Raw genomic sequence first — 19,580 nt, forward strand, 5'->3', positions numbered from 1 at the left:
GTTGAAATGTTTCTCTCTATCCTGTTAAGAATTCGCTCTATCTTGAAAACAGGTTCCTTCAATTTCAAAACACCGAGGAAGTAAATTAACAGGGTGATTCCGATAAAGAATTCAAAACCATGGAGGAATAATCCAATAGTAATTCGAGAGATGGAGATTAATAAGACTGCGTCGAATAAAAGAGTATTCCGAGAAATCTTCTTGAAAATGGAACTCCATTCACTGCTCTGGAAGTTTTCGAGAACATACGCGTTTACCCCTATTCGGGTAAAAGAGTAAGCTATGGCGTGGACCATGTAGGAAGCGTAAATTAGCCAGTACTCCCTGTTTTCTACCACAATCATTAAAGAAATCTCTGAGCCCAAAACACCTATGAGTCCAAGAATAATCTGTAACCTGGCAATTCCTTGATCTCCAAGCCTGTTAGCGATTTTAACAAAGAAGACGAACACGATTGTCCACGCGAAATTCAGCAGGCTTAATTCAATAATACTCATTCCTATAATTCTCACTGCTACGATATTTATTAGCAGGTCAAGCAGGTTTAGCAGGGATATCAGCATCGCAGGTGTTAGCAGTCTCAACCCCCTATTACCAATATAGCAGGTGGCATTGTTTTTTAAGGAGTGGCAGAGCTTAGACGTAGTCTAGGTAGTTAGCCCAGGATATGTAAACCTCTTTACCCATGATTTCCTCGATAATGTTTTTCTTGGTCGCCGAAATCTCCACTATTTTCTCGCAATCCCACTTACATAGGACTGTTAAATCAACCTTGCTCTGTGATGAATCGTAAATCGTTAAGACAACCCTGCCATCCTGGAAGATATCTAGCGTATGGGTGAATGATAGAAGTCTCTCTGCTGAGGAGGAGAATTCCAAATCCTTGAATAGTTCTTTCAGCTTTGATTGAATTTTCTGGTCATGGAAGTGTAGCAGGGACTGGGTCAGCAAACTCCTCGACAACGTGTTCTCCATAGATAGATTGTTAAGTAGTTCGATCGTGAACTGGGTGGTCTTAGAGGCGTGGAGAACGGCTTGCGGATCATTAAGGGCGAAAATAATTTTACCATAATTCCTCAGCAACTCTTGCCCGAAACTGTTTACGAGGTTATAGTAGTTTTCAAGCATTAATGCTTGACCCTTGTTTTCGACAGCACCAGGCACTGTTGTTCTTACATGTTTTAACGCGCTGTATAAATCATATCCCTTGTAGATTAAGTATGCAGTCGTAACAAGCCCGCTCCGCCCAATTCCTCCCATACAGTGGACGAGTACTCTGCGAGACTCCCTCAGGTTCTCATCAATGAAGATGCTGGTCCTCAGCAGGTCGAAGAGTTCTAAGGGATGGTAATCAGGTGTGGGAACATGGAGAACTTGGAAGCCGTGGCTCTCTAACATTTCAACATATCTCTCGCTGAGCGGTTGTTCATGTGGCATTGTTAAAACGATGACTGCGTCGAAAAACCTCCTGAGATAAGCTAGCTCACTCAGCCTTGGCATAGGTGCTTGGGCAAGCTTGTCCTGGATAATCCATTTAAACATTTAGACCCCATTGCTCCATCCTTTAAATTGATCCCATGATGCGAACGTAAGAGGCGTGTCCTCATAGAAAACTCCTGGCTCCCCCTCTACTACTCTTCCTACCAGTCTGTATGGTATTTGATAGTATTCTAGATCTCTCAAGACATTGCTCAACCCTTCAGGTCTGACCCCGATAACGGCTCCGTACTCCTCCCCACCGCTCATTGCGATCTTAACGATGCATTCCATATCGCCCTGGCACTCATCCATTAGGCTTGGCTCATACAATGGTGGCTGGTAAAGCAGGATCCTTGCATTGCTCTCCGATGAAAGAGTGAGCAGAGTATAGCCTAACCCGTCGCTAACATCCATAGAAGCCGTGATCCAACGGTAGTTTGATGATATAACCACACCTAGCTCCTTGTTTGCCACCGGCCTCTTGGTTTTCTCAACCACCCATTTACGTCTTTGCGCCTCCTCGAGACCTTTTATGGCTGCAAACCCCATTGCACCGTAAACCCCTGTCACAACAATGTAGTCATCCTTTCTCAGCCCTTTTCGAGAAGGAGGTTTCTTAGCCGGTGTAAAACCGATTGTGGCAACAGCTATCCAAGGCTCGCTAGAACTGTTAGTATCCCCGCCGAGGAGTCGAACCCCGTAGTAGTTTACAGCATCTCTTAATCCTTCAGCCAGCATCTTCAACTCTTGCACGGGATAATCTGGAGGCAGTCCAAGAGCTATTAGAACAGCATCCGGCACTCCTCCTTTAACTAATATATCGCTAACGGATCCTATTATAGCACACCATCCTATGTCGCTTGAATCCCGCCAGGGAAGCCTAAGTTTCTCAATCCCGTATCCATCAATATTGACTATGATTCTGGGGGCTTTTGGAAGCAGGTCCTTGGCATCGTCAGGGTAGGATAATACTTCACCTTTGAACACGCGCGTCCCTACTGTTTTAACAATCTCATCAATAACGTTTCTCTCGCCCAGCTCTCTTAGAGTAGTCATTTATGAATCTAGCCTCCTTATTTTAATACCTTAACCTGTCATTATTAATTAATCAGCTCAATCCAGCCTTGTTCATAGGGTTTGAGTAATGAACGAAGAGCAACTAGGACACGTGTCTTTTCAAGCCATGATTTACGGGTTTGCAACCCTCCTTCAAATCATAATTCAAGTTTTCACAATGATGTATATTTCAAGAATCCTGGGGCCAGAGCTTTACGGATTGTACAATCTCTCCCTGGTTCCCTTGACCTTTCTCCTAATGTTCTCCGACCTAGGCTTCAACGCTGCCTTATTCAGATATTCCTCGATAAGTCATTCAAGGAAAGATTACTGTACCGTTAAAAAAGCATTCCTCTTCACTTCCAAGGTTCTTTTCACACTCAATCTTGGATTATCGCTGTCCTTACTGGTTTTTCCAGGCGAGTTAAGCATTATCTTGACACAGAGAAGCGAGTTATCTAGGTTTGTAATGCTAACTAGTATCACACCTATCGCCTCCGCACTATTCGGGATGTCGATATCTATTCTAGCTGCTGTTGAGGATGCGGAGAAGAGGGCTCTCCTTCAAGTATTGCAGGGGTTAGTTAGAATCGTATCAGCTGTTTTACTGATTTCAGCTGGCTATTTGTTAGAAGGAGCAGTGGCCTCATACGTTGTAAGCTACATCGTGGTAGCACTCATCGGGGTGTTCTTTGTCAAACCATACATTAAAGGGCCTGATGAGTGTTCCTTGGATAAAATCGAGTATGCAAAATTCGCCCTAAGCATGTTTATTCCAGGTTTTCTAACCGGAATTCTTGGCAGGCTGGTATCTATCAGATTAGCCTACACTACAGCCCCCTTAGGAGAGCTGGGTAACTACATGTTTGGAAACTTCAACGCTGCATCAGCATTCATAGGGGCTGTTTTATCAATATATGGTTCGCTTGCAACCCCGCTCCTACCTTATCTATCCCATCAGTTAGCCAATGGAAACAATGCGGTGAGATCAGTGGAGAGATTAACAAGCATACTGAATGCTACCCTGCTCCCGCTGTCCGTGTTCGCACTTTTCTTCTCGGACGACGTGATCAGCGTGGTCTATGGGGTCAGATATGGTTTAGCCCCGGGCTACTTTACCTTAATGGGGGTGGCGCTCTTAACCTTCCACATAGGTGTGGTATACTCCGCCTTCTTCCAGGTTATGAATGATAAGAAGATCATCATGTTGAACGGATTAGCCACTTTTGTGTTCGGGGTTGTTTTCCTCGAAATATCTTCATCCTTAATCAGTACAGCAGGCATTGCGTTAACTGTTGGATTATACCAAGTTTTCTCACACATTCTTTACCTTGCCTATGGGATAGCAAAGTATAAGACTCGCATTGAGGCGTTGAAAACACTGAAAACCCTCTTCTCCACCATTATTTCCTGCCTCATATCATATACTATTACTTCAGCGATAACAGGGTTTGTTCCAACTCATACACTGCTCAACCCAATAGGGTTGTTTCTGCTGAGAACAGCATTATTGCTTCTCGCATTCGTGATCACTCTCCAAACATACGTGGTTCTCATGGCTGTTATAGGCGGGCTTGACGAGGTCGATATAGCCTTTATTGAGAAAATGTTTTCCAGAATTAGATTCGTGGGCCGGTTTGTCGATTATCTTGCAAAGGCTTACAAGAAAATCTATTACGCTTTCCGAGCCAGGGCTAGAAGAGAAACACTTTAACAATCTCCCCTTTCTCGTAACCCTCAATGTTCGACGGTATTTCCACATACCCTTGTGAAAAGACAAGCGAGGATAAAACTCCGCTACCTCTTAGCATGTAAGGCTCAGCTATTAACCCATCCTCTCCCATTTTCAACTGGACCCGGATATACGTTTGATAACCAACCTGGTTTGGAAGCCTTCTCGCCAGCTTTGCGAAAGCTATACGCCTGTTATAGTTTAACAGGTTAAAAGCCTTCGCAACCGCTCTACGAAATATGACCTCGTAACCAGTCCACGCTGCAACCGGATACCCTGAAAGATGCAGTACTGGCTTTCCATTGATCATGGAACTGCTTGTAGGCCTCCCCGGCCTCATTTTAACCCCTCTGAAAACGAGCCCACCTTTTTTCTCAGCAACCTCGACCACTACATCGCTCTCACTAACCCCTGTACCCCCCAGCGTTAGAACAATATCATTCTCAAGTACAGCCTCCTCTAAAGCCTCCGTTAAAGCCTTCACGTCATCTGGGAAGACTCCATAGTAGGTTACCTTGTAGAATCCATCTTGGATCAGTAACTGGTTGATCAAGACACCTGTCGAATCATAGTATTCACCCTGCTTCCTGGCTAGACCTGGGCTGACGATTTCATTCCCTGTAGATATAACACCTATTCTCAACTCCTCGAAGACTTCCACCGTTTTCAAACCATTACTAGCCATGATAGCGATGTGGAAGGGGTTGAGCACTGTTCCCTTGGGAACTAATATAGAGCCTTTAGCGTAATCCTCTCCTTTTCTCGAAATGTTTCCTCCAACAGGCACCGGCTTTAAAACCAGTATCTTATCCTTCTCTCTCACAGTATCCTCCTTCATAACCACTGAGTCAGCACCACAGGGGATAGGGTTCCCCGTGAATACTTCAAACGCTTCTCCTTTCCCAATACACAAATCTCCCCGTCTATCATGAACAAGCCTCAATTCAACAGGGCTGTACTGAGAGGCGTAGTATGTGTCCTCAGCCACTACCGCGTACCCGTCTACAGCGCTTCTATCCTGGTCAGGGAAGTCGAATTCAGCCTTCACCTCAGAAGCTACAACTCTCCCCAATGCTTCACCTATCCTTAAAGACTCTGTTCGCAGGCTTATCTTTGAAAGAGCTCTCGCAAAAGCTTCTACAGCCGTGTCAACCTCTATTAAATCCCTTAGTATTTTCATCGGGTTAATACCCTTGTTGATAAATGAGTTAGAAATATTAAAATGCTTGAGGGAAATCCCTACCTGGAAACGGGAATAGGAGATGGATGCGGAAGTATTGAGGAAGGTGAGGAAGCCTTCGAGAATGCTGAGCGGTATAACCGTAGTAGCTGTTATGACACACCCTCTCCCATGCCCTGGAAGGTGCTACTATTGTCCAGGTGGAATAGAATATGATGCCCCGAAAAGCTATTTCGGCAACGAGCCCGCTGTGAGAAGAGCTCGCAGGAACAGGTTCCACCCTTTTCACCAGGTTTTTGAGAGGCTGAAGCAGTATGAGGCATTGGGTCATAATCCCAGTAAAATAGAAGTCATCATCATGGGGGGCACTTTCCTCGCTCTTCCCGATACTTATAAGAAATGGTTTATAACTAGCGTGTACGAGGCTTTCAACAGGTATCCGGTGAGGATTCCACCCTGGAGGATTGAACTGGAGAATGCGCTGCTCAGAAACGAGACTGCATCATTGAGAGTTGTAGGCTTAACTATTGAGACAAGGCCGGATTACGGTAGGGAGGAGCACGCTGATGAAATGCTCTCCTACGGGGCCACCAAGGTTGAGCTAGGTGTTCAAAGCATATATGATGATGTTCTTCAAAGAATCAACCGGGGACACAGCGTCAAAGATAGTGTTGAATCCACAAGAATATTGAGGGATGCTGGTTTCAAAATATGCTATCACGTGATGCTCGGCCTCCCCGGCAGCGATTTCGATAGGGATTTAGAGATGATTAAAACCTTGTTTGAAAACCCTGATTTCCGCCCGGACATGCTCAAAATATATCCTACCGAAGTAATCGAGGGCACGAGACTCTACGAATGGTGGAGGCAGGGCCTATACAAACCCTATCATGATGATGAAGTCGTAGAGCTTGTCAGCGAGGCGTACAGGTATATTCCCGAGTATGTTAGGGTGATGAGGATTAGAAGAGATATTCCAGCTGACGAGGTCGCAGACGGGACTAAGAAAGCTAACCTCAGAGAATTAGTGGAGAGAAGAGCCGTCGAGAAGGGCGTGTTGATAAAGGAGATAAGGTTTCGGGAGGTAGGGCTTAGATGTTACAAGCACGGGTTGACTCCTGATCCCTCGCGAACCAGGATTAAAAGGCTTACTTATGAAGCGGGAGGAGGGATTGAGGAATTCTTAAGCGTGGAAGACCCTGAGCTGAACATAATTATCGGTTTCCTCAGAATGCGGATCCCTAGCGAGAAAGCCCATAGATGGGAGGTAGATCACAATACTGCGATAATAAGGGAGCTTCACGTGTATGGTCCTGAAACCCCTGTCGGGGACAGAGGTTACTGGTGGCAGCATGTTGGATGGGGCAGGAAGCTGATGAGTGAAGCGGAGAGAATTGCCTCGGAGGAGTATGGGGCTAGGAAGATTCTTGTCATAAGCGGGATAGGAGCTAGAGAGTACTACAGGAGGCTAGGGTATTTCAGACCTCCGGAGAGTCCTTACATGTGGAAAATCCTATCATGAACCTATAGGGCGTCCAGAATAATATCCTTGAGGACATCCTCGCTCACATTTACCGGCGTTGTTTTATACCTTTCTCTGATCATTCTCAGAGTGTAAGCTACGATGCCGGGTATGTCATCTAGCCCGAAGCCGTAGTCGCTCAGCTTCCTCTTCAAGCCAAGCCTGTTCTGAAACTCCCTGACCGCTACATAGGCTTTCTCAGCATCTCCAGACAAGGGTCTTATAGAGGAATCTATATGTTTCAATATAATCGCGGAGTCCTCGGGGACTGCTTTATGGACATGGTATATGATTCTTGGACCGAGAATGGCGAGGCCCTCCCCGTGTGGAAGTCTAGGGTTTAAGCCGGAGAAGGTATGCTCCAACGCGTGGTTTAGATGCGTTAACGCTATGTCAATACTTATTCCTGCAATCATCGACGCGTAAAGTAGCCTAGACCTTAGCTCGAGCGACTTCATGTTTGAAAGAGCCTCTGGTAAGGTTTTAACAATAATCCCGGCGGCCTCGCTTGAAAGAGTCTGCACAAACATGTTCGTGTACAATGAGGTTGCGGACTCGTATGCGTGGTAGAAGGCGTCGAGAGATGTGAACAATGTTTGATCTCTTGGAAGAGTTAATGTAAACCTGGGATCATCTATCGATACCTCAGGATATCTGGCTGTGAAACCTCTTTTCTCCCCTGTTTCCTCGAAGGTGAGTACTGCGTACCGGTCTATCTCGCTACCTGTTCCATGCGTTAAATTAACAGCCGCCAGCGGCAGGGTGTTTTCGGGCTTGACGCCTTTTACAAGCTCGGTAGGTGACAAATTACTCTTCACCAGTATGGAAACAGTTTTCGCAACATCTATCACGCTCCCTCCGCCTATTGCTATGATAGAGTCAACCCTTTCCTTCCTAAACAGTTCTGCGCAGGATACGGCTTGTGATGCGTAGGGATTTGGTGTTACATCGCTGTATGGAACGTGGACAATGCTATGTCTCGACAGTATTTCAAGCACTTCTTGCAGGGCACCCGAGTTTTTCGCAGCCGTCCTGCTCATTACTAATCCCACTACTTGTTTACCGTGAACCCAGGTCTCCAGGTTTCCAATAGATTTCTCGCCAAAGAACAGGGTGGTGTCAGCATATTTGAGTTTAAACTTTTTCAAAGGTGTCACCATTTCAGAATCCACCCTGAGTTTTAAGATTGTCTTATCAGTTTTTATCAATAACCACGAAATCGTTCACATTGATTAATCCATAAACCCTTGAGGAAGCCTCTATGAAGCCGAAGAAGGGGACAAGGAGGAGCATGTAGGGTTTTCCAGACCTGTATACTCCATAGGTGTAGGATGTTAAGTAGTAGAGACTCCCAGGTATCAGCACCCATATCAGGCCCATGTACGCTAGCAAGGGCCCTATTAGAAGGGTTGAGACAAAGTTGAAACTCCATATCACCGAGCGGAAGCCCACTATAAGCTTCATGGGAACAGGGCTGTATTTAATATCTGACAGCATCCCCTTGAACCATCGTCCACGCTGTTTCACCAGGTCTCTCAGGCTGTTCGGGCTTTTAATAGAGACTCTTGTACCCGACTGCCATGTTTTATATCCCTTCTTAATCAGCTCCGTGGCAAACCTGAAATCCTCTGTTATCGATTTGAACGTGAAGCCTACTTCCCTGAGAACCCTTCCCTTAACTATTAACAGCTCCCCGTGCAACCCTAGCAGGGGGCGTGAAACCAGCCCGGTGAAAAACCTGTAGAGTGTTAAATCATCAACATACCTTATCCAGTCCATAACGTAGGCTATTTTGCTTCTCCCAGGCCTAGGGAGTAATATGCCGTTTCCTGCTGCGAAACCCTTTTCCTCGTAGTAAGGTATTTCGTAAAGGAAGGATTCGTCAAGGATTAGATTGTCATCATCTATGAACACGTACCACTTCTCATCGTCCACGTGGTTCTCGATGAAATAGCTTAGGGCGCGCCCCTTCCCCACAAGGTCTCTCCGGTAGGAGGCTGGGACGATAACCAGGTTCAGCGACCTGATTGATTTCAAAGTATTGGTTAAAGGCGCTCCTTCATCTATGACTACTGTGAGTTTTCCAAACTTCTTCAAGTGGTACCTTACTACTTCGAGAAGGCTGTTCTTAACCTTTTCATCAGCTTTCGAGACCACTACTATTTCATAATTAGTTGACTTAAACAAGCTTTTCCGAGGCTTGTATAAGAAGTATGCAACACCTCCAGCCACTGTTATGGAGACGTAAGCCAACCATAGACCCGCTACGACCTCGACAACATTGTCTAGTAGTTCTGACCCCACTTTAACGTCATCTCTACGTCATGGGTTTTCACAGCAATCACTAAGCTAATTATAATAATGACGGCTTAGTTTAAAATCGTGACTAGTGTTGGGTGAGGACCGGGGAATAGTCAGCTCCTAATCCAGGCTAGAAGGCTTCTAGAACCCCTTGCCACTACCCCTGCTTCAAGAAGTCTCTCCGAGAAAACCCTTACTCCCTCGTTTTTAACAGGGTGTTTAACGATTTGCGACACAACCCTGCCGTTTCTTCTCACAACCCTCACGATGATCTTAACAGCATGGTGGTGCATGCTACCGCCTTCCGGCATGAAATACCCGTATCTTGAAACAGTGTTGAAGATTACTACTTGGTTGAACACGGATATTCTCGATAAAAGCCCCGTTATCCTGGTTGCTTCACTGTATTTCGAGGGATCGCTGGGCAGGTAGTTGTAAGGGAACACTAGGACTACCACGGAGTCTTTTTCAGCGGCAAGGTCTTCCAGGATTTTCACAGTATCGTTCAACCTGAAGGATCTGGAAACCATTATATTGTCCATCCTGCACTCAAACATTCTGCACAGCCTCACGAGGAGAGGGGTGTGGAGCCCTCCGAACTCCACGTTGTGGACCAGGTAGACCCTGTTCGAAGAGCTTCGCGAAGCAACAGTGTAGTGGATCAGTGGGAAGAGGATTGAGGGATCGCCGTAGAACTCGATGCTCCAGTGTTTCTCAACAGGGCTAACCAATTCGTCCAATGGCTTAAAGCCTGTTACTCTCATTTCATCATCCAAGAAGTATGTGATGCGTAAACACGGGAGGGGTTGCCGAAACTATTCCGCAGGCTTTCCACGGGCCCAGTTATTTAAACATTCAGCTAAGGGATTTCTAAAAAGGGGTTTAATGGGCCGTAGCACTCCGTCCCTCTGGATTAGCGTGAGCGAGTATGTTGAGAGGTTGAGGAAGGTTTCCGAGATGCTTCCGAGGGATGAGAAAGAGGGGATCCTGCGCTTCCTCGAGGATTTGGAATCTACAATCTCTCTCTGCATGCACACCGGTGTCGCAGACCCGCTCGAAGTCTTATTCATCCACTTGATAAGAAAGATGAATAAGGAGTGCGAGAGTCGCTAGGGTTTCGGGAAACTTTCGCCCAACTCCCTGCTAGAAGCCAGGGCTTAAAATTCAGGGTTGCTTATTGAGCAGAATGTGGCTTCTGGATGCTTCGATAAGGGAGGACAAGGTCGTTCTATCCCTTTACGATGAGGAAAACCATACTGTAAGAGAGCATGAGACAGAACTGGTCTTCCACGGATACATAGTCTCCGAAAACCCGGTCATGCTGGCGGAAGAGATCAGTAATTTAGACGGGGTTGTCTCAACCTGGGTTGAGAAGTTTAGGACCCCGCCCTACTATGCTGACACGGTGGATGTCGTAGTGTTTAAGACTATGAGCTACAGGCTGTTGAGGAAGCTGTTGAACCAGGGCGTTAACAAGGGTTTGAAACCGGTGAACAACTACCCTCACCCGCTGGTCGAGGCCCTGTACAAGGCTGGAATACGCCCTCTAACAAGAGTGAACACTGGTGGAAACAAAGGTCTAGCCACGGTCGAGTGGAATCCTGCTGACAAAGATCCCGTGGTAGACTATGTGGTGCTACGTGTAGAGCACGGATATTTCGTAGCTGAAACCCCGGGCGGCGGGAACCGCTTCTGGAGGTTGGAGGATGTCGCAGACTTCATAGCTTCCAACAAGTTCCTCCTAGCGTTCACAGACGAGTTCATCTACACGCGGCTTCTAGAGGTAGAGCCTTGTCTAGCCCGTAAAGTGTATAGATGGATTACCGGGGGAGGCTTCCACCTATCAGAATACTTCGAATGGAGCAGGCTGAGCTACACGCCATTAAGCATGATGGGCAGCATCAGCATAGGCAAGATCCTTACCACGCTGGAAGCGTTGCTTGCAAGGGATAGGAAGCTTCTAGTAGATAAAACATACGGGAGGAGGGAACCTTGGAGAACCATTAGGGAGCTACTGGTTTACGACAGGGGAGGAGTGGTCTACCAGCCTAAGCCGGGGCTTTACTGGGGGGTTTGCCAAGTAGATTTCAAAAGCCTATACCCAAGCATAATAGTCAAGTATAATATTTCAGGCGAGACTGTTGACAAGCCCTCCTGCTCAAGCAGATCCAGCTTCCACTGGTCACCCCACACCGTGTGCACGGATGAAGAGGGAATCGTCCCCGGGAGTATTCGGAGACTGATAGAGTTAAAGGAGCTTTACGATGAGCTGGGGAAGAAGACCGGTGAGGAGCTTTACGAGCACAGGAAGAGTGCTGTGAAATGGATACTTGTCGCCAGCTTCGGGTACTTGGGCTACAGGAACAGCTTGTTCGGCTCGGTGATGGCGCATGAATTAGTCACAAGCACGAGCAGGGAGTTGATGAAGCGTGCCAGGCTGGCTGCGGAGAGAAAGGGTTACAGAGTCATCCATGCAATAGTTGACAGCGTGTTCATCCAAGGAGTTGCATCTCCTGACGAGTGCATAATGGTTAAGGACTTGATCGAGGAGGCAACAGGCTTCAAGGCTAAGGTTGAGGCTTACTACACCTGGCTCTACATACCGTGGGATGTAAAGGGTTTGAGAGGCGTTGCTAACAGGTATTATGGATTACTGTCCAGCGGAGGGTTGAAAGCCAAGGGTATAATGATGGTTAGGAGGGACACGCCAATCCTTGTTAAAGAAGCCCAGTATGAGGCTTTACAGGAGTTGTCGAAAGCTGTGAAGCCGGCTGAAATGGTTCCACGGCTTGCAAGAGCACACGCGATCATCGACTCCTATGTTGAAAAACTCAGGAAGGGCGTTTTCAACACTCTCGACCTGGTGATATCGCGTAGCGCTAGGGGAGGAGGCTACGTGAAACCGCCGAGCTATGTTTTCGAAGGAGAACCCCCTTACAGGGTGGTGTATGTTTCGGGAAAATTGCATTTTCTGAGAAGGATGAGGCAGTCAATGATAGATGTAAACAAGTATATTGAATTACTGGAGAGAGCTAGGGCGGAACTTCCCGGTAAAAAAGATGTTGAAGCATGCCTGGTGAGCAATAAGTGAGAACCTACTGCTTCTTCTCTCCTTCCTTTTTCTTCTCTCCTGAAGCCTTCTTCTTACAAGGCATGTTCCCACCTTATCTTATAATATAGATTGAACAGTATTTAAACAAGGAGGTTTGAAAATTAAAAAAATCTGTGAAATAAGCTACTCCTCTATTCCCTCAGGCTTCTCAATATGCTTCAGCAAAGCCTTTTCCCGAATCATATTAATTATTTTCAATGCTTCAGAATACTCTGCATGTATCCCTTTCTTCGTGACAGCGGAGAGCTCGTCTTGAAGAGCCTGTTCAACCGTTTTACCTTCCAAAGTTATCTTCGTCTTTTCATAAATCAACGGATTGGGTTGGAGCACAGCAGCTTTTTTCAACACAATAGTGTTCTCATCAACTCCCAGGACTAGAGCAGCTCCAACCTCCTCGTGATCCAGCTTGACAAGATAAACATCATCACCATCCATGGTTGTGGCAATCTTTTCAACCACGTAGTTGATCGGCTTGGCAACTATTTCAGAAATCATGGTAATTAAGTGTTCAATATGCTTCTTAACCTCTTCCTTGGGAAGCTGTTTGTAAACCTCTATATCCAAGGTCTCCCATTTCCACAAAATCCTGCGTCCTTCCTCATCGACGTCGAACTCTATTCTAAGCCTGATAACATCGGTTTTATCGATCTTCAAATCCACGGTGAAAAGGTGGTAGAGCGCTCGGTTCAGCTTCCCTATTTCATCGTTTATAATCCTGCTCCATTCCCTATCTTTCTTCACAAGTGGTTGAAGTAAAGCGTAGAGGGCTCTACGCGTTTTAGTAGCGTATACTGCTGCGGGGATCAAGCCAGTATTTATCTTATTAGTCAACTCGCCCCCACTTAGATCGTTTTTTACATGCTCATATAAACTTTATTCATCAGGCTTCACGATTACTTCCTCATATATGTTTTCACAGGCTCTCTTCAGGGTGTTGTAAATCGGGCAGGTTGCCTTAACCTGGTTGATAATTGCATGGGTAATCCCCTCTTCAATCCCTGTAACACGGTACCTTATCCTGAGAGTTTTAAGACCTTCGCCTACACTGAATTCTGCCTCAACATCTATCTCGATCTTGGGTAGCTTTTTCATCAACATTTTCGCAAGCATTCCGAACATGAATGCTTCGCAAGAGGCGAGTGAAGCCAGCATGTACTCTAACGGGGTGAAATCGTTTCCCGCTCCGCCGAACTCAGGCAACTCGCTTGCCTCACGCAGTATGTTTCTAGCCCTTAACAATACGTTAGGGCTTCCAGAATCATAGGAGGCTTTCACTTCTACCTTAGGTATTTCAATCTTCTCCATCCATAACCCTTTAATAAGTATCAATAACAAAGTTATTAAACCTAACGAAAATAATAATACAGGAAACCTTGATAAAACACCTTAGGTGGTGGAATGGAAATAGATTTAACAAAGTCCGCTAGCTGTAGCGATAACCCAGTGTCGAGGATTCTCAGCTTATTGAACGAAGGCGTTGAAGATTTCACAGTGATAGTGCGAGCCGACGTGGTACCTTTTGATTTCGCGAAACTAGTGGCTGGTAAAAAAGGTTACGAGGTTGAAAAGCTGGAGGAGAAGGAAGTAATTGTTAAGCTAAGATTTAGAAAGAAACAGGGTGTGTGAGGTTTAAGTGGGAGACTCTGAGACCTGCAGGATCGTATTTGTTGATCTCGACGGAACCCTGTGGGACCATGAAGATGTTTCACAAATGAAGCCTCCGTTCAGGAAGATAGGTGAAGGCGTTATCACGGATTCCCACGGCTCAATTCTTAGAGTTAGAGAAGACATGCTTAAAATACTTAGCATTCTCAGGGAGGAAGGGGTCTTGCTGTCCACGTTGAGTTGGAACGACCCGGACATAGCTCTCCAGGCTTTGCAGGAGCTGGGACTTCGAGATTTGTTTCATTATCATGCAATAGAGTTTCATCCTAGAAAGGACTTGATGGCTGAGAAAGCCTTAGCATTCTTCGCATCTAGACATGGTTGCAAGGATTTCAAGATAGTTTACATTGATGACAGGGATATTCATTTTAAAGATTTCAAGGAGAGGTATCCTCGTACATGTTTTATAATGGCATGGAAGGATTTTGCCGGGTTTGAAGAGGGGTTGGAAAAAGTTAAAAAATGTTTATAAGACAACCTTCACTAGATTTCTGGACGCGTTACCATTATATCTTTGGCAACTAAGAAGGGTATTCTGGAGGGAGTTCTAACCTCCCACCACATGACATCATATCTTTCCCTGGTGCACCCGGTAGTGTTGGCTAAAAGTATTGGGAATGATGTTGAAAGCCTCACTCTGCCTACCTGGCCGACTACTTCTCCATTTTCCACATACAAGGTGGCGTCTCTGGAGACTGTTGAGAAAACGCCTTCAGCGTAGTTTTGATACCTGGTATACCAGTTGTTTGAGAAGAACACTCCTTTCTCCACGTCTTTGAACAAGTCTTTCTCGCTCAGCTCTCCAGGGGAGAGCTCTAGGTTCCATGGATGCGGGAACATCCATCCAGCATTACCTGTTGATTTAACACCCATTTTACTGGCTGTTGAAACATTGTGCAGGAGGCTCACCAACCTGCCGTTTTCAATTATTGGTTTATCAAAAGTTTCAACCCCTTCGTCATCAAATGATGCGAAACCTGGGAGCGTTGGATCCCTAGGTTTATCTAGGAGCGTTAAAGTTTCAGCAGCAACTTTTTCACCGGGTTTGTACTTCAGGAACATCGAGTAGCCCATTATCACCGCCATAGCAGAGGCCATAAAGGTGAGATAGTTCACCAGGTTTCCAACCACGAGAGGGGATAGGATGACAGTGTACTTGCCCGGTGATAAGTCCACTTTCCTGTTAGAAACCGTTGCTAGGTACCCGGCACGGTCGCCTACTTCAACAAGCTTCGGCTCGTTCAGCCTTGTCCCTCCATAAGCCCAATGACCACTGAATTCTCCTTTGAAAGCTCGTAAATACGCTTCGACGCTTGTCTTGGATTCAGACGCTTCAAATCCTTTGCTATTAAGGACGGCCCTGGTTTCATAGCCGAGCGTGAGAGTGCCGGCTACGCGGTCCACATTGTATTTTAAAGCCGCATCAATCATTTTGTATACTAGCTTTCCAGGCTCGTTTCTAGCTGACAACGCAATGGGGTCGACGCCACCTTCAACAGGTTTAACAACTCCAGGATCCGGTAACGGGGCATATATTTCGGCTTCCTCGATCTTCTCAGCCATCTTGGGCAGTTCTTCAACATCTTTCAGGAGTGCCTCCGGATCTCTTGTCGAGTATTCAAGTAGGAATAATCTCCTATTCTTTGCAAGCCTTAACATTACATCCGTGATCTTCCAGCTTTGAACCACAGAAGGCTCACTATTCCACAGCTTCACCATCACGTTGTCACGTGTAACAATGCTTACCGCTACTTCGTCAAACCTGCTCCTCAAGCTTTCAATTATTTTGCGTCCGAGCTCGAGATCCATGCTCATTAAGCCCTCACCCCCAGCGTGATCTTTTTCAACCTAACATTGGGCCCTCCAAACCATACGGGGACACCTTGGGAAGGCTCGCCCTTTCCACATGTCCCCGGGTAGAATACTAGGTTTTTATCAACCCCTACTATGCTACTGTAGAATCCCTGCGTCGTAATTTCCAATATAGGGTCTCTTACAGGCTCTGCGAGCTCTCCGTTTCTTATCAAGTATGCTTCTAATCCCACGTATCTCTGATTCCATCTTACATCGTCGATGTTCCACTCCATATAGGACTTGAGGTAAACTCCGAACTCTATGTCTTCTATAAGTTCCTCGAAATCCATGTCTCCGGGTTTGAAATAGGTGTTGCTCATTCTTATTATGGGCTCGGAAGCGTAATCCATGGCTCTCGCAGCTCCATTGCTCCTGGTGCCGAACAAGAAGGCTGTGTGCCTGTTGTGAAGAGGCTCGTGAATCAAACCCTCTTTATACAGGTATCTCGGCTTAGCGGGAACACCTTCGTCATCATAAAGGTAGAAGCCGTTGCTTCCCGGTATGGTGGGGTCTTCTATAACTGTTGCGTGCTCGTTGCCAATCCGGAACGAGCCTATCATCTCGAGCTTCACATATGATTCTCCTGCCTGCGCTGCTTCACGCCCCAGGATTCTATCAGCCTCCATCGGGTGTCCCGCAGACTCGTGGACGAGAAGCCCCACTATCTCCGAACCCACTACTACATCCACTTTCTCCCTAGGGGGTTGGACCCCATTTACTAGCACATTCTCCAACCGCTTCATCTCGTCCACAATGGCTTCAACAGGTTTCCACTCATCAATTAGCTCTAACCCTCCTGATGCCGCGAAGCTAACCATTCTCTGCAGTGTTCCTTTTTCAGGGCTAAATAGCACATTATTCGAATCAATATATATTCTTGGAACGATAGAGTGGATGAACGCGCCCTCGCTTGTAATTATCAGCTTCTCCTGGGTATGGGTTTCAAAGCTGAATGTTGAAACTGGTATTTTAGCCTTCGTCAACTCCTTTGTAAGAGTATTGTAGAGGGATGAACCCATTTCCACGACATCCTCTACCACCAAGTCCTCGAGCCTCCGCTTAACCATTACTTGGTAAGACGCTTTCCCAACTCGCTCATTAGAGAACTTGATAGGGTTTTTCCTTAGACTACTTAGCGATTTAGCCCTGGCCACAGCCTTTTCAACGGCTTCCAAAACGTTTTCTCGATCAATGATGTTTGTTGATGAAAAGCCGAGGGATCCGTTTATAAGAACTCTAATGCCGACCCCGCTCTTCCTGCTTGATCCCGCTCCAAGGATTTTTCCATTCCGAAGGCTCACTGCGAACCCGTAGTCCTTCTGAAACCTTGCCTCAACATATTCTGCTCCCAGCTCCGAGGCGTGTTTAATAGCCGAGTATAGGAGGGATTCGTCAATCATTACTACCATCCAGTTTTACGTATTCCCTGCGTCGATATATAAATACTTTTCTAACACAAAGCGTTATGTTAAAATATTGTTGTTGAAAAACTTTAACAATTTCATATTCCGAAAAGGAATTTCAAAGCCAGGCTTAACCCTGCAGAAACCACTATTGAGACAAAGGGGTGCTGTTTCAACACGTAAAGGATTATGAATGCTATCAGGAAGATACCAAGTGCTACAAAGTTTATCATTCCAGTGTTTTTCTCAAGCAAAACCGTCCTGCTCACGCTGATTAATGCGTATAGAATTAAGGCCACTACCGCCGCGTTAATCCCTCTGAACGCTGTCCTGACCACGGGGTGCTCCATGTATGGGTAGAGAGACAGCACTATCGCCATAATCACGAAGTATGGAACTGTGATCACTCCGAGAGTTGCTAAGAGAGAGCCGGGAATACCTCCCAGCTTGTAACCGATCCAGGTAGCAGAGTTGATGGCTATCGGCCCAGGTGTGCTCTCCGCAACTCCCAAAATTTCTACGAACTCTTGATCGCTGATCCAACCCTTTAGCTCCACTAGCTCTTTATAGAGAAGTGAGATGCCGCCGTACCCCCCGCCGAACATGATCGCCCCTATTTTCGCGAACTCTATGAAAAGCTCTAGAAGCGTAACCATGCTAATCCCCACTGGTTAAGTGAAATAGTGCTAATAAATATTTAAATAACACCATTCTTGTCACCTGCCTTGTTGTATTAGTTCCTTAATGAGAGAGGGAAGCATTCTATGCGATATAACTCTCCGAAAAGGTATGTTGAGCTCCCTGGCAGCTTTTTCATCGTAAACAGTGTCCCCTAGGAAACCTGCCCATCCTGCTTTAAGAGACCCTAATGCTTTTTCAAGTTGTCGCCTCCTATCCAGCCCATCCTCTCTCGTAATTATTAGGTCAACACAGTTTTTCAGGTTGATTTTTTCAAGCAAAGCGATTGCTGTTTTACTCGACCTGTTTGTTACTATTGCTATTTTAAAACCCGATTGGTGAAGGTTGCAAATGGTTTCAACGTTTTCCTCGTAATCGTTTGGCTCTAATCTATTTATTGATTCAAGCTCTTCCTTTTCAATAAGCTCCCATGCTTGATTCTTCAGTTCTTCGGGCACGTCCAGCTTTTCCAGCGAGAGGCCCAGTGGTCTAAGTTCTTCATTAACCCCTAGAAGCCTTCTCACCCTCTCCCTTAGGGATTCAAAGTCGACCAGGAAAGGTATTATTGTCCCATCTATGTCAAGAATTAAAGCTTTATCCATACAATTACCCTTAGAACGGTTTCTCAAGATATTGTGGAGGCTTCTCGTCAACGATGATTTCGCCTTTTTCAGTAACATAGCCGATCAACATCGCCTCCGTATTATATGCATACGCTATTCTCCCCTTGTTATCAACTAGGACGAAGCCCATAGTATCGCTTCCAACAGCCTCCGTTACCTCCCTTAGCACGTTGTATGCTGTTTTCCAAGCGTCTTCAAACCGTGGATATTCAAGGTGGGCCTTTAAACAAGGCATTGCCCTTATAATGTATTCTCCAATACCTGTAGCGCTACACGCTATATTATTAGATGCGTAGAAACCTGCGCCGGGGATGGGTGAATCCCCTACTCTCCCAGGTAGTTTAAACGAAACTCCCCCGGTGCTTGTTGCAGCCGCTAAAACCTGGTTATCATCTATTGCGACCGCTCCCACAGTGTCTCCGACATCAGCAACTTTTTTCAAAGCTTGTTTAACACTACTGTTTTTACCCAAGTATTCGACCAGTTTTCCACCATACTCGGTTTTTACCTCGTGTGAAAGAAGTTTTCTCAACGACTCGATATATCTTTCATATACATGTAATGGGGGAGGAGGTAGCAGGGGTAGGCCACGGAGCAATCCGTAGTTGTCAGCATCCTCACCAACAATTAACACGTGCGGGGTCTCTTCAGCAATGATTCTTGCGAGTTTAATTGGGTTCCTAATCCTTCTTACCCCTGCCACAGCTCCTAACAGCCCGCTGGAACTCATTAACCCAGCATCAAGGCTTCTACCTCCGTGAAGATCAAGCACTGAACCAACGCCCGCGTTTAAATAACCCGAATCCTCCATGCAAGCTACGGAAGAGATCACTGCTTCCACACTGTTGTTTGTCGTGTTCAGCACTCTCCATCCTTCCAGCGTGCAATTCCTGATCGCTTCAACAGCCTTCTCCTTAACCTTGGATTCTCTCCAAGAGCCGGCACCGCCGTGAAGGATTAAGGCTTTAACCATTG

Annotated in this window: 19 protein-coding genes and 1 pseudogene; 6 read left to right on the plus strand and 14 right to left on the minus strand. The window is 46.1% G+C overall.

Annotated elements, in window-relative coordinates; translation table 11 throughout:
* The 3 genes and pseudogenes from AC3OH0_RS06940 to AC3OH0_RS06950 all read right to left on the minus strand — a co-directional run.
* A pseudogene (locus AC3OH0_RS06940) lies at positions 1–584 on the minus strand (hypothetical protein); the annotation flags it as partial.
* 52 nt (positions 585–636) lie between these two features.
* Complete coding sequence (locus tag AC3OH0_RS06945; RefSeq protein ID WP_498345269.1) at positions 637–1,542, minus strand: protein-tyrosine phosphatase family protein; 906 nt, start codon at positions 1,540–1,542, stop codon at positions 637–639.
* A complete protein-coding gene (locus AC3OH0_RS06950) occupies positions 1,543–2,535 on the minus strand; it encodes a thiamine-phosphate kinase (protein ID WP_498345271.1) in 993 nt (330 codons plus the stop codon).
* A gap of 88 nt (positions 2,536–2,623) precedes the next feature.
* Between AC3OH0_RS06950 and AC3OH0_RS06955 the strand changes: the two genes are divergently transcribed.
* Positions 2,624–4,249 carry an oligosaccharide flippase family protein gene (locus AC3OH0_RS06955; protein ID WP_498345272.1) on the plus strand — a complete coding sequence of 542 codons (1,626 nt, stop codon included), beginning with the start codon at positions 2,624–2,626 and terminating at the stop codon, positions 4,247–4,249.
* Here AC3OH0_RS06955 and AC3OH0_RS06960 read toward each other — a convergent pair.
* Positions 4,230–5,447 (minus strand): molybdopterin molybdotransferase MoeA, encoded by a 1,218-nt coding sequence (locus AC3OH0_RS06960; RefSeq protein WP_498345273.1) that lies wholly within the window; start codon positions 5,445–5,447, stop codon positions 4,230–4,232. The genes AC3OH0_RS06955 and AC3OH0_RS06960 overlap by 20 nt on opposite strands.
* Before the next feature lie 97 nt (positions 5,448–5,544).
* Here AC3OH0_RS06960 and AC3OH0_RS06965 point away from each other — a divergent pair, with 97 nt between their 5' ends.
* Entirely contained in the window at positions 5,545–6,969 is a 1,425-nt protein-coding gene (locus AC3OH0_RS06965; RefSeq protein WP_498345291.1) for a tRNA uridine(34) 5-carboxymethylaminomethyl modification radical SAM/GNAT enzyme Elp3, read from the plus strand.
* A gap of 2 nt (positions 6,970–6,971) precedes the next feature.
* Here AC3OH0_RS06965 and AC3OH0_RS06970 read toward each other — a convergent pair whose 3' ends face one another.
* From AC3OH0_RS06970 to AC3OH0_RS06980, 3 genes are all read right to left on the minus strand, one after another.
* The gene (locus AC3OH0_RS06970) at positions 6,972–8,126 is read right to left on the minus strand and encodes an iron-containing alcohol dehydrogenase (RefSeq protein WP_498345292.1); all 1,155 of its coding nucleotides are present in this window, start codon (positions 8,124–8,126) and stop codon (positions 6,972–6,974) included.
* 37 nt (positions 8,127–8,163) lie between these two features.
* Positions 8,164–9,273, minus strand: a complete 1,110-nt coding sequence (locus tag AC3OH0_RS06975) for a glycosyltransferase family 2 protein (protein ID WP_498345274.1) — start codon at positions 9,271–9,273, stop codon at positions 8,164–8,166.
* 110 nt (positions 9,274–9,383) lie between these two features.
* Positions 9,384–10,034, minus strand: a complete 651-nt coding sequence (locus tag AC3OH0_RS06980; protein ID WP_498345275.1) for a hypothetical protein — start codon at positions 10,032–10,034, stop codon at positions 9,384–9,386.
* Between the two features lie 121 nt (positions 10,035–10,155).
* Between AC3OH0_RS06980 and AC3OH0_RS06985 the strand changes: the two genes are divergently transcribed.
* Both AC3OH0_RS06985 and AC3OH0_RS06990 read left to right on the plus strand, forming a co-directional pair.
* The gene (locus tag AC3OH0_RS06985) at positions 10,156–10,383 is read left to right on the plus strand and encodes a hypothetical protein (RefSeq protein ID WP_498345276.1); all 228 of its coding nucleotides are present in this window, start codon (positions 10,156–10,158) and stop codon (positions 10,381–10,383) included.
* Between the two features lie 73 nt (positions 10,384–10,456).
* Positions 10,457–12,361, plus strand: a complete 1,905-nt coding sequence (locus tag AC3OH0_RS06990) for a DNA polymerase domain-containing protein (RefSeq protein ID WP_498345293.1) — start codon at positions 10,457–10,459, stop codon at positions 12,359–12,361.
* 144 nt (positions 12,362–12,505) lie between these two features.
* Here the strand turns inward: AC3OH0_RS06990 and AC3OH0_RS06995 are convergent, their stop codons facing one another.
* Positions 12,506–13,213, minus strand: coding sequence for a DUF2258 domain-containing protein (locus tag AC3OH0_RS06995; protein ID WP_498345277.1), 708 nt, complete (start codon positions 13,211–13,213; stop codon positions 12,506–12,508).
* Positions 13,214–13,255: 42 nt separating this feature from the next.
* Positions 13,256–13,687, minus strand: a complete 432-nt coding sequence (locus AC3OH0_RS07000; protein WP_498345278.1) for an OsmC family protein — start codon at positions 13,685–13,687, stop codon at positions 13,256–13,258.
* A 93-nt stretch (positions 13,688–13,780) separates the two neighbouring features.
* Between AC3OH0_RS07000 and AC3OH0_RS07005 the strand changes: the two genes are divergently transcribed.
* Complete coding sequence (locus AC3OH0_RS07005; protein WP_193435840.1) at positions 13,781–14,008, plus strand: hypothetical protein; 228 nt, start codon at positions 13,781–13,783, stop codon at positions 14,006–14,008.
* 7 nt (positions 14,009–14,015) lie between these two features.
* A complete protein-coding gene (locus AC3OH0_RS07010; RefSeq protein WP_498345279.1) occupies positions 14,016–14,519 on the plus strand; it encodes a magnesium-dependent phosphatase-1 in 504 nt (167 codons plus the stop codon).
* 11 nt (positions 14,520–14,530) lie between these two features.
* Here AC3OH0_RS07010 and AC3OH0_RS07015 read toward each other — a convergent pair whose 3' ends face one another.
* The 5 genes from AC3OH0_RS07015 to AC3OH0_RS07035 form a co-directional block, all read right to left on the minus strand.
* Positions 14,531–15,862 carry a TldD/PmbA family protein gene (locus AC3OH0_RS07015; protein WP_498345280.1) on the minus strand — a complete coding sequence of 444 codons (1,332 nt, stop codon included), beginning with the start codon at positions 15,860–15,862 and terminating at the stop codon, positions 14,531–14,533.
* Positions 15,862–17,301, minus strand: a complete 1,440-nt coding sequence (locus AC3OH0_RS07020) for a TldD/PmbA family protein (RefSeq protein WP_498345281.1) — start codon at positions 17,299–17,301, stop codon at positions 15,862–15,864. The genes AC3OH0_RS07015 and AC3OH0_RS07020 overlap by 1 nt, the downstream gene beginning before the upstream one ends.
* 101 nt (positions 17,302–17,402) lie before the next feature.
* On the minus strand, positions 17,403–17,960 hold the full coding sequence (locus AC3OH0_RS07025) for a chromate transporter (RefSeq protein ID WP_498345282.1): 558 nt from the start codon (positions 17,958–17,960) through the stop codon (positions 17,403–17,405).
* Between the two features lie 60 nt (positions 17,961–18,020).
* On the minus strand, positions 18,021–18,584 hold the full coding sequence (locus AC3OH0_RS07030) for an HAD family hydrolase (protein ID WP_498345283.1): 564 nt from the start codon (positions 18,582–18,584) through the stop codon (positions 18,021–18,023).
* A gap of 10 nt (positions 18,585–18,594) precedes the next feature.
* Entirely contained in the window at positions 18,595–19,578 is a 984-nt protein-coding gene (locus AC3OH0_RS07035; protein ID WP_498345284.1) for an isoaspartyl peptidase/L-asparaginase, read from the minus strand.
* Positions 19,579–19,580 lie beyond the last annotated feature (2 nt).

The organism is Thermosphaera sp., assembly GCF_059755995.1.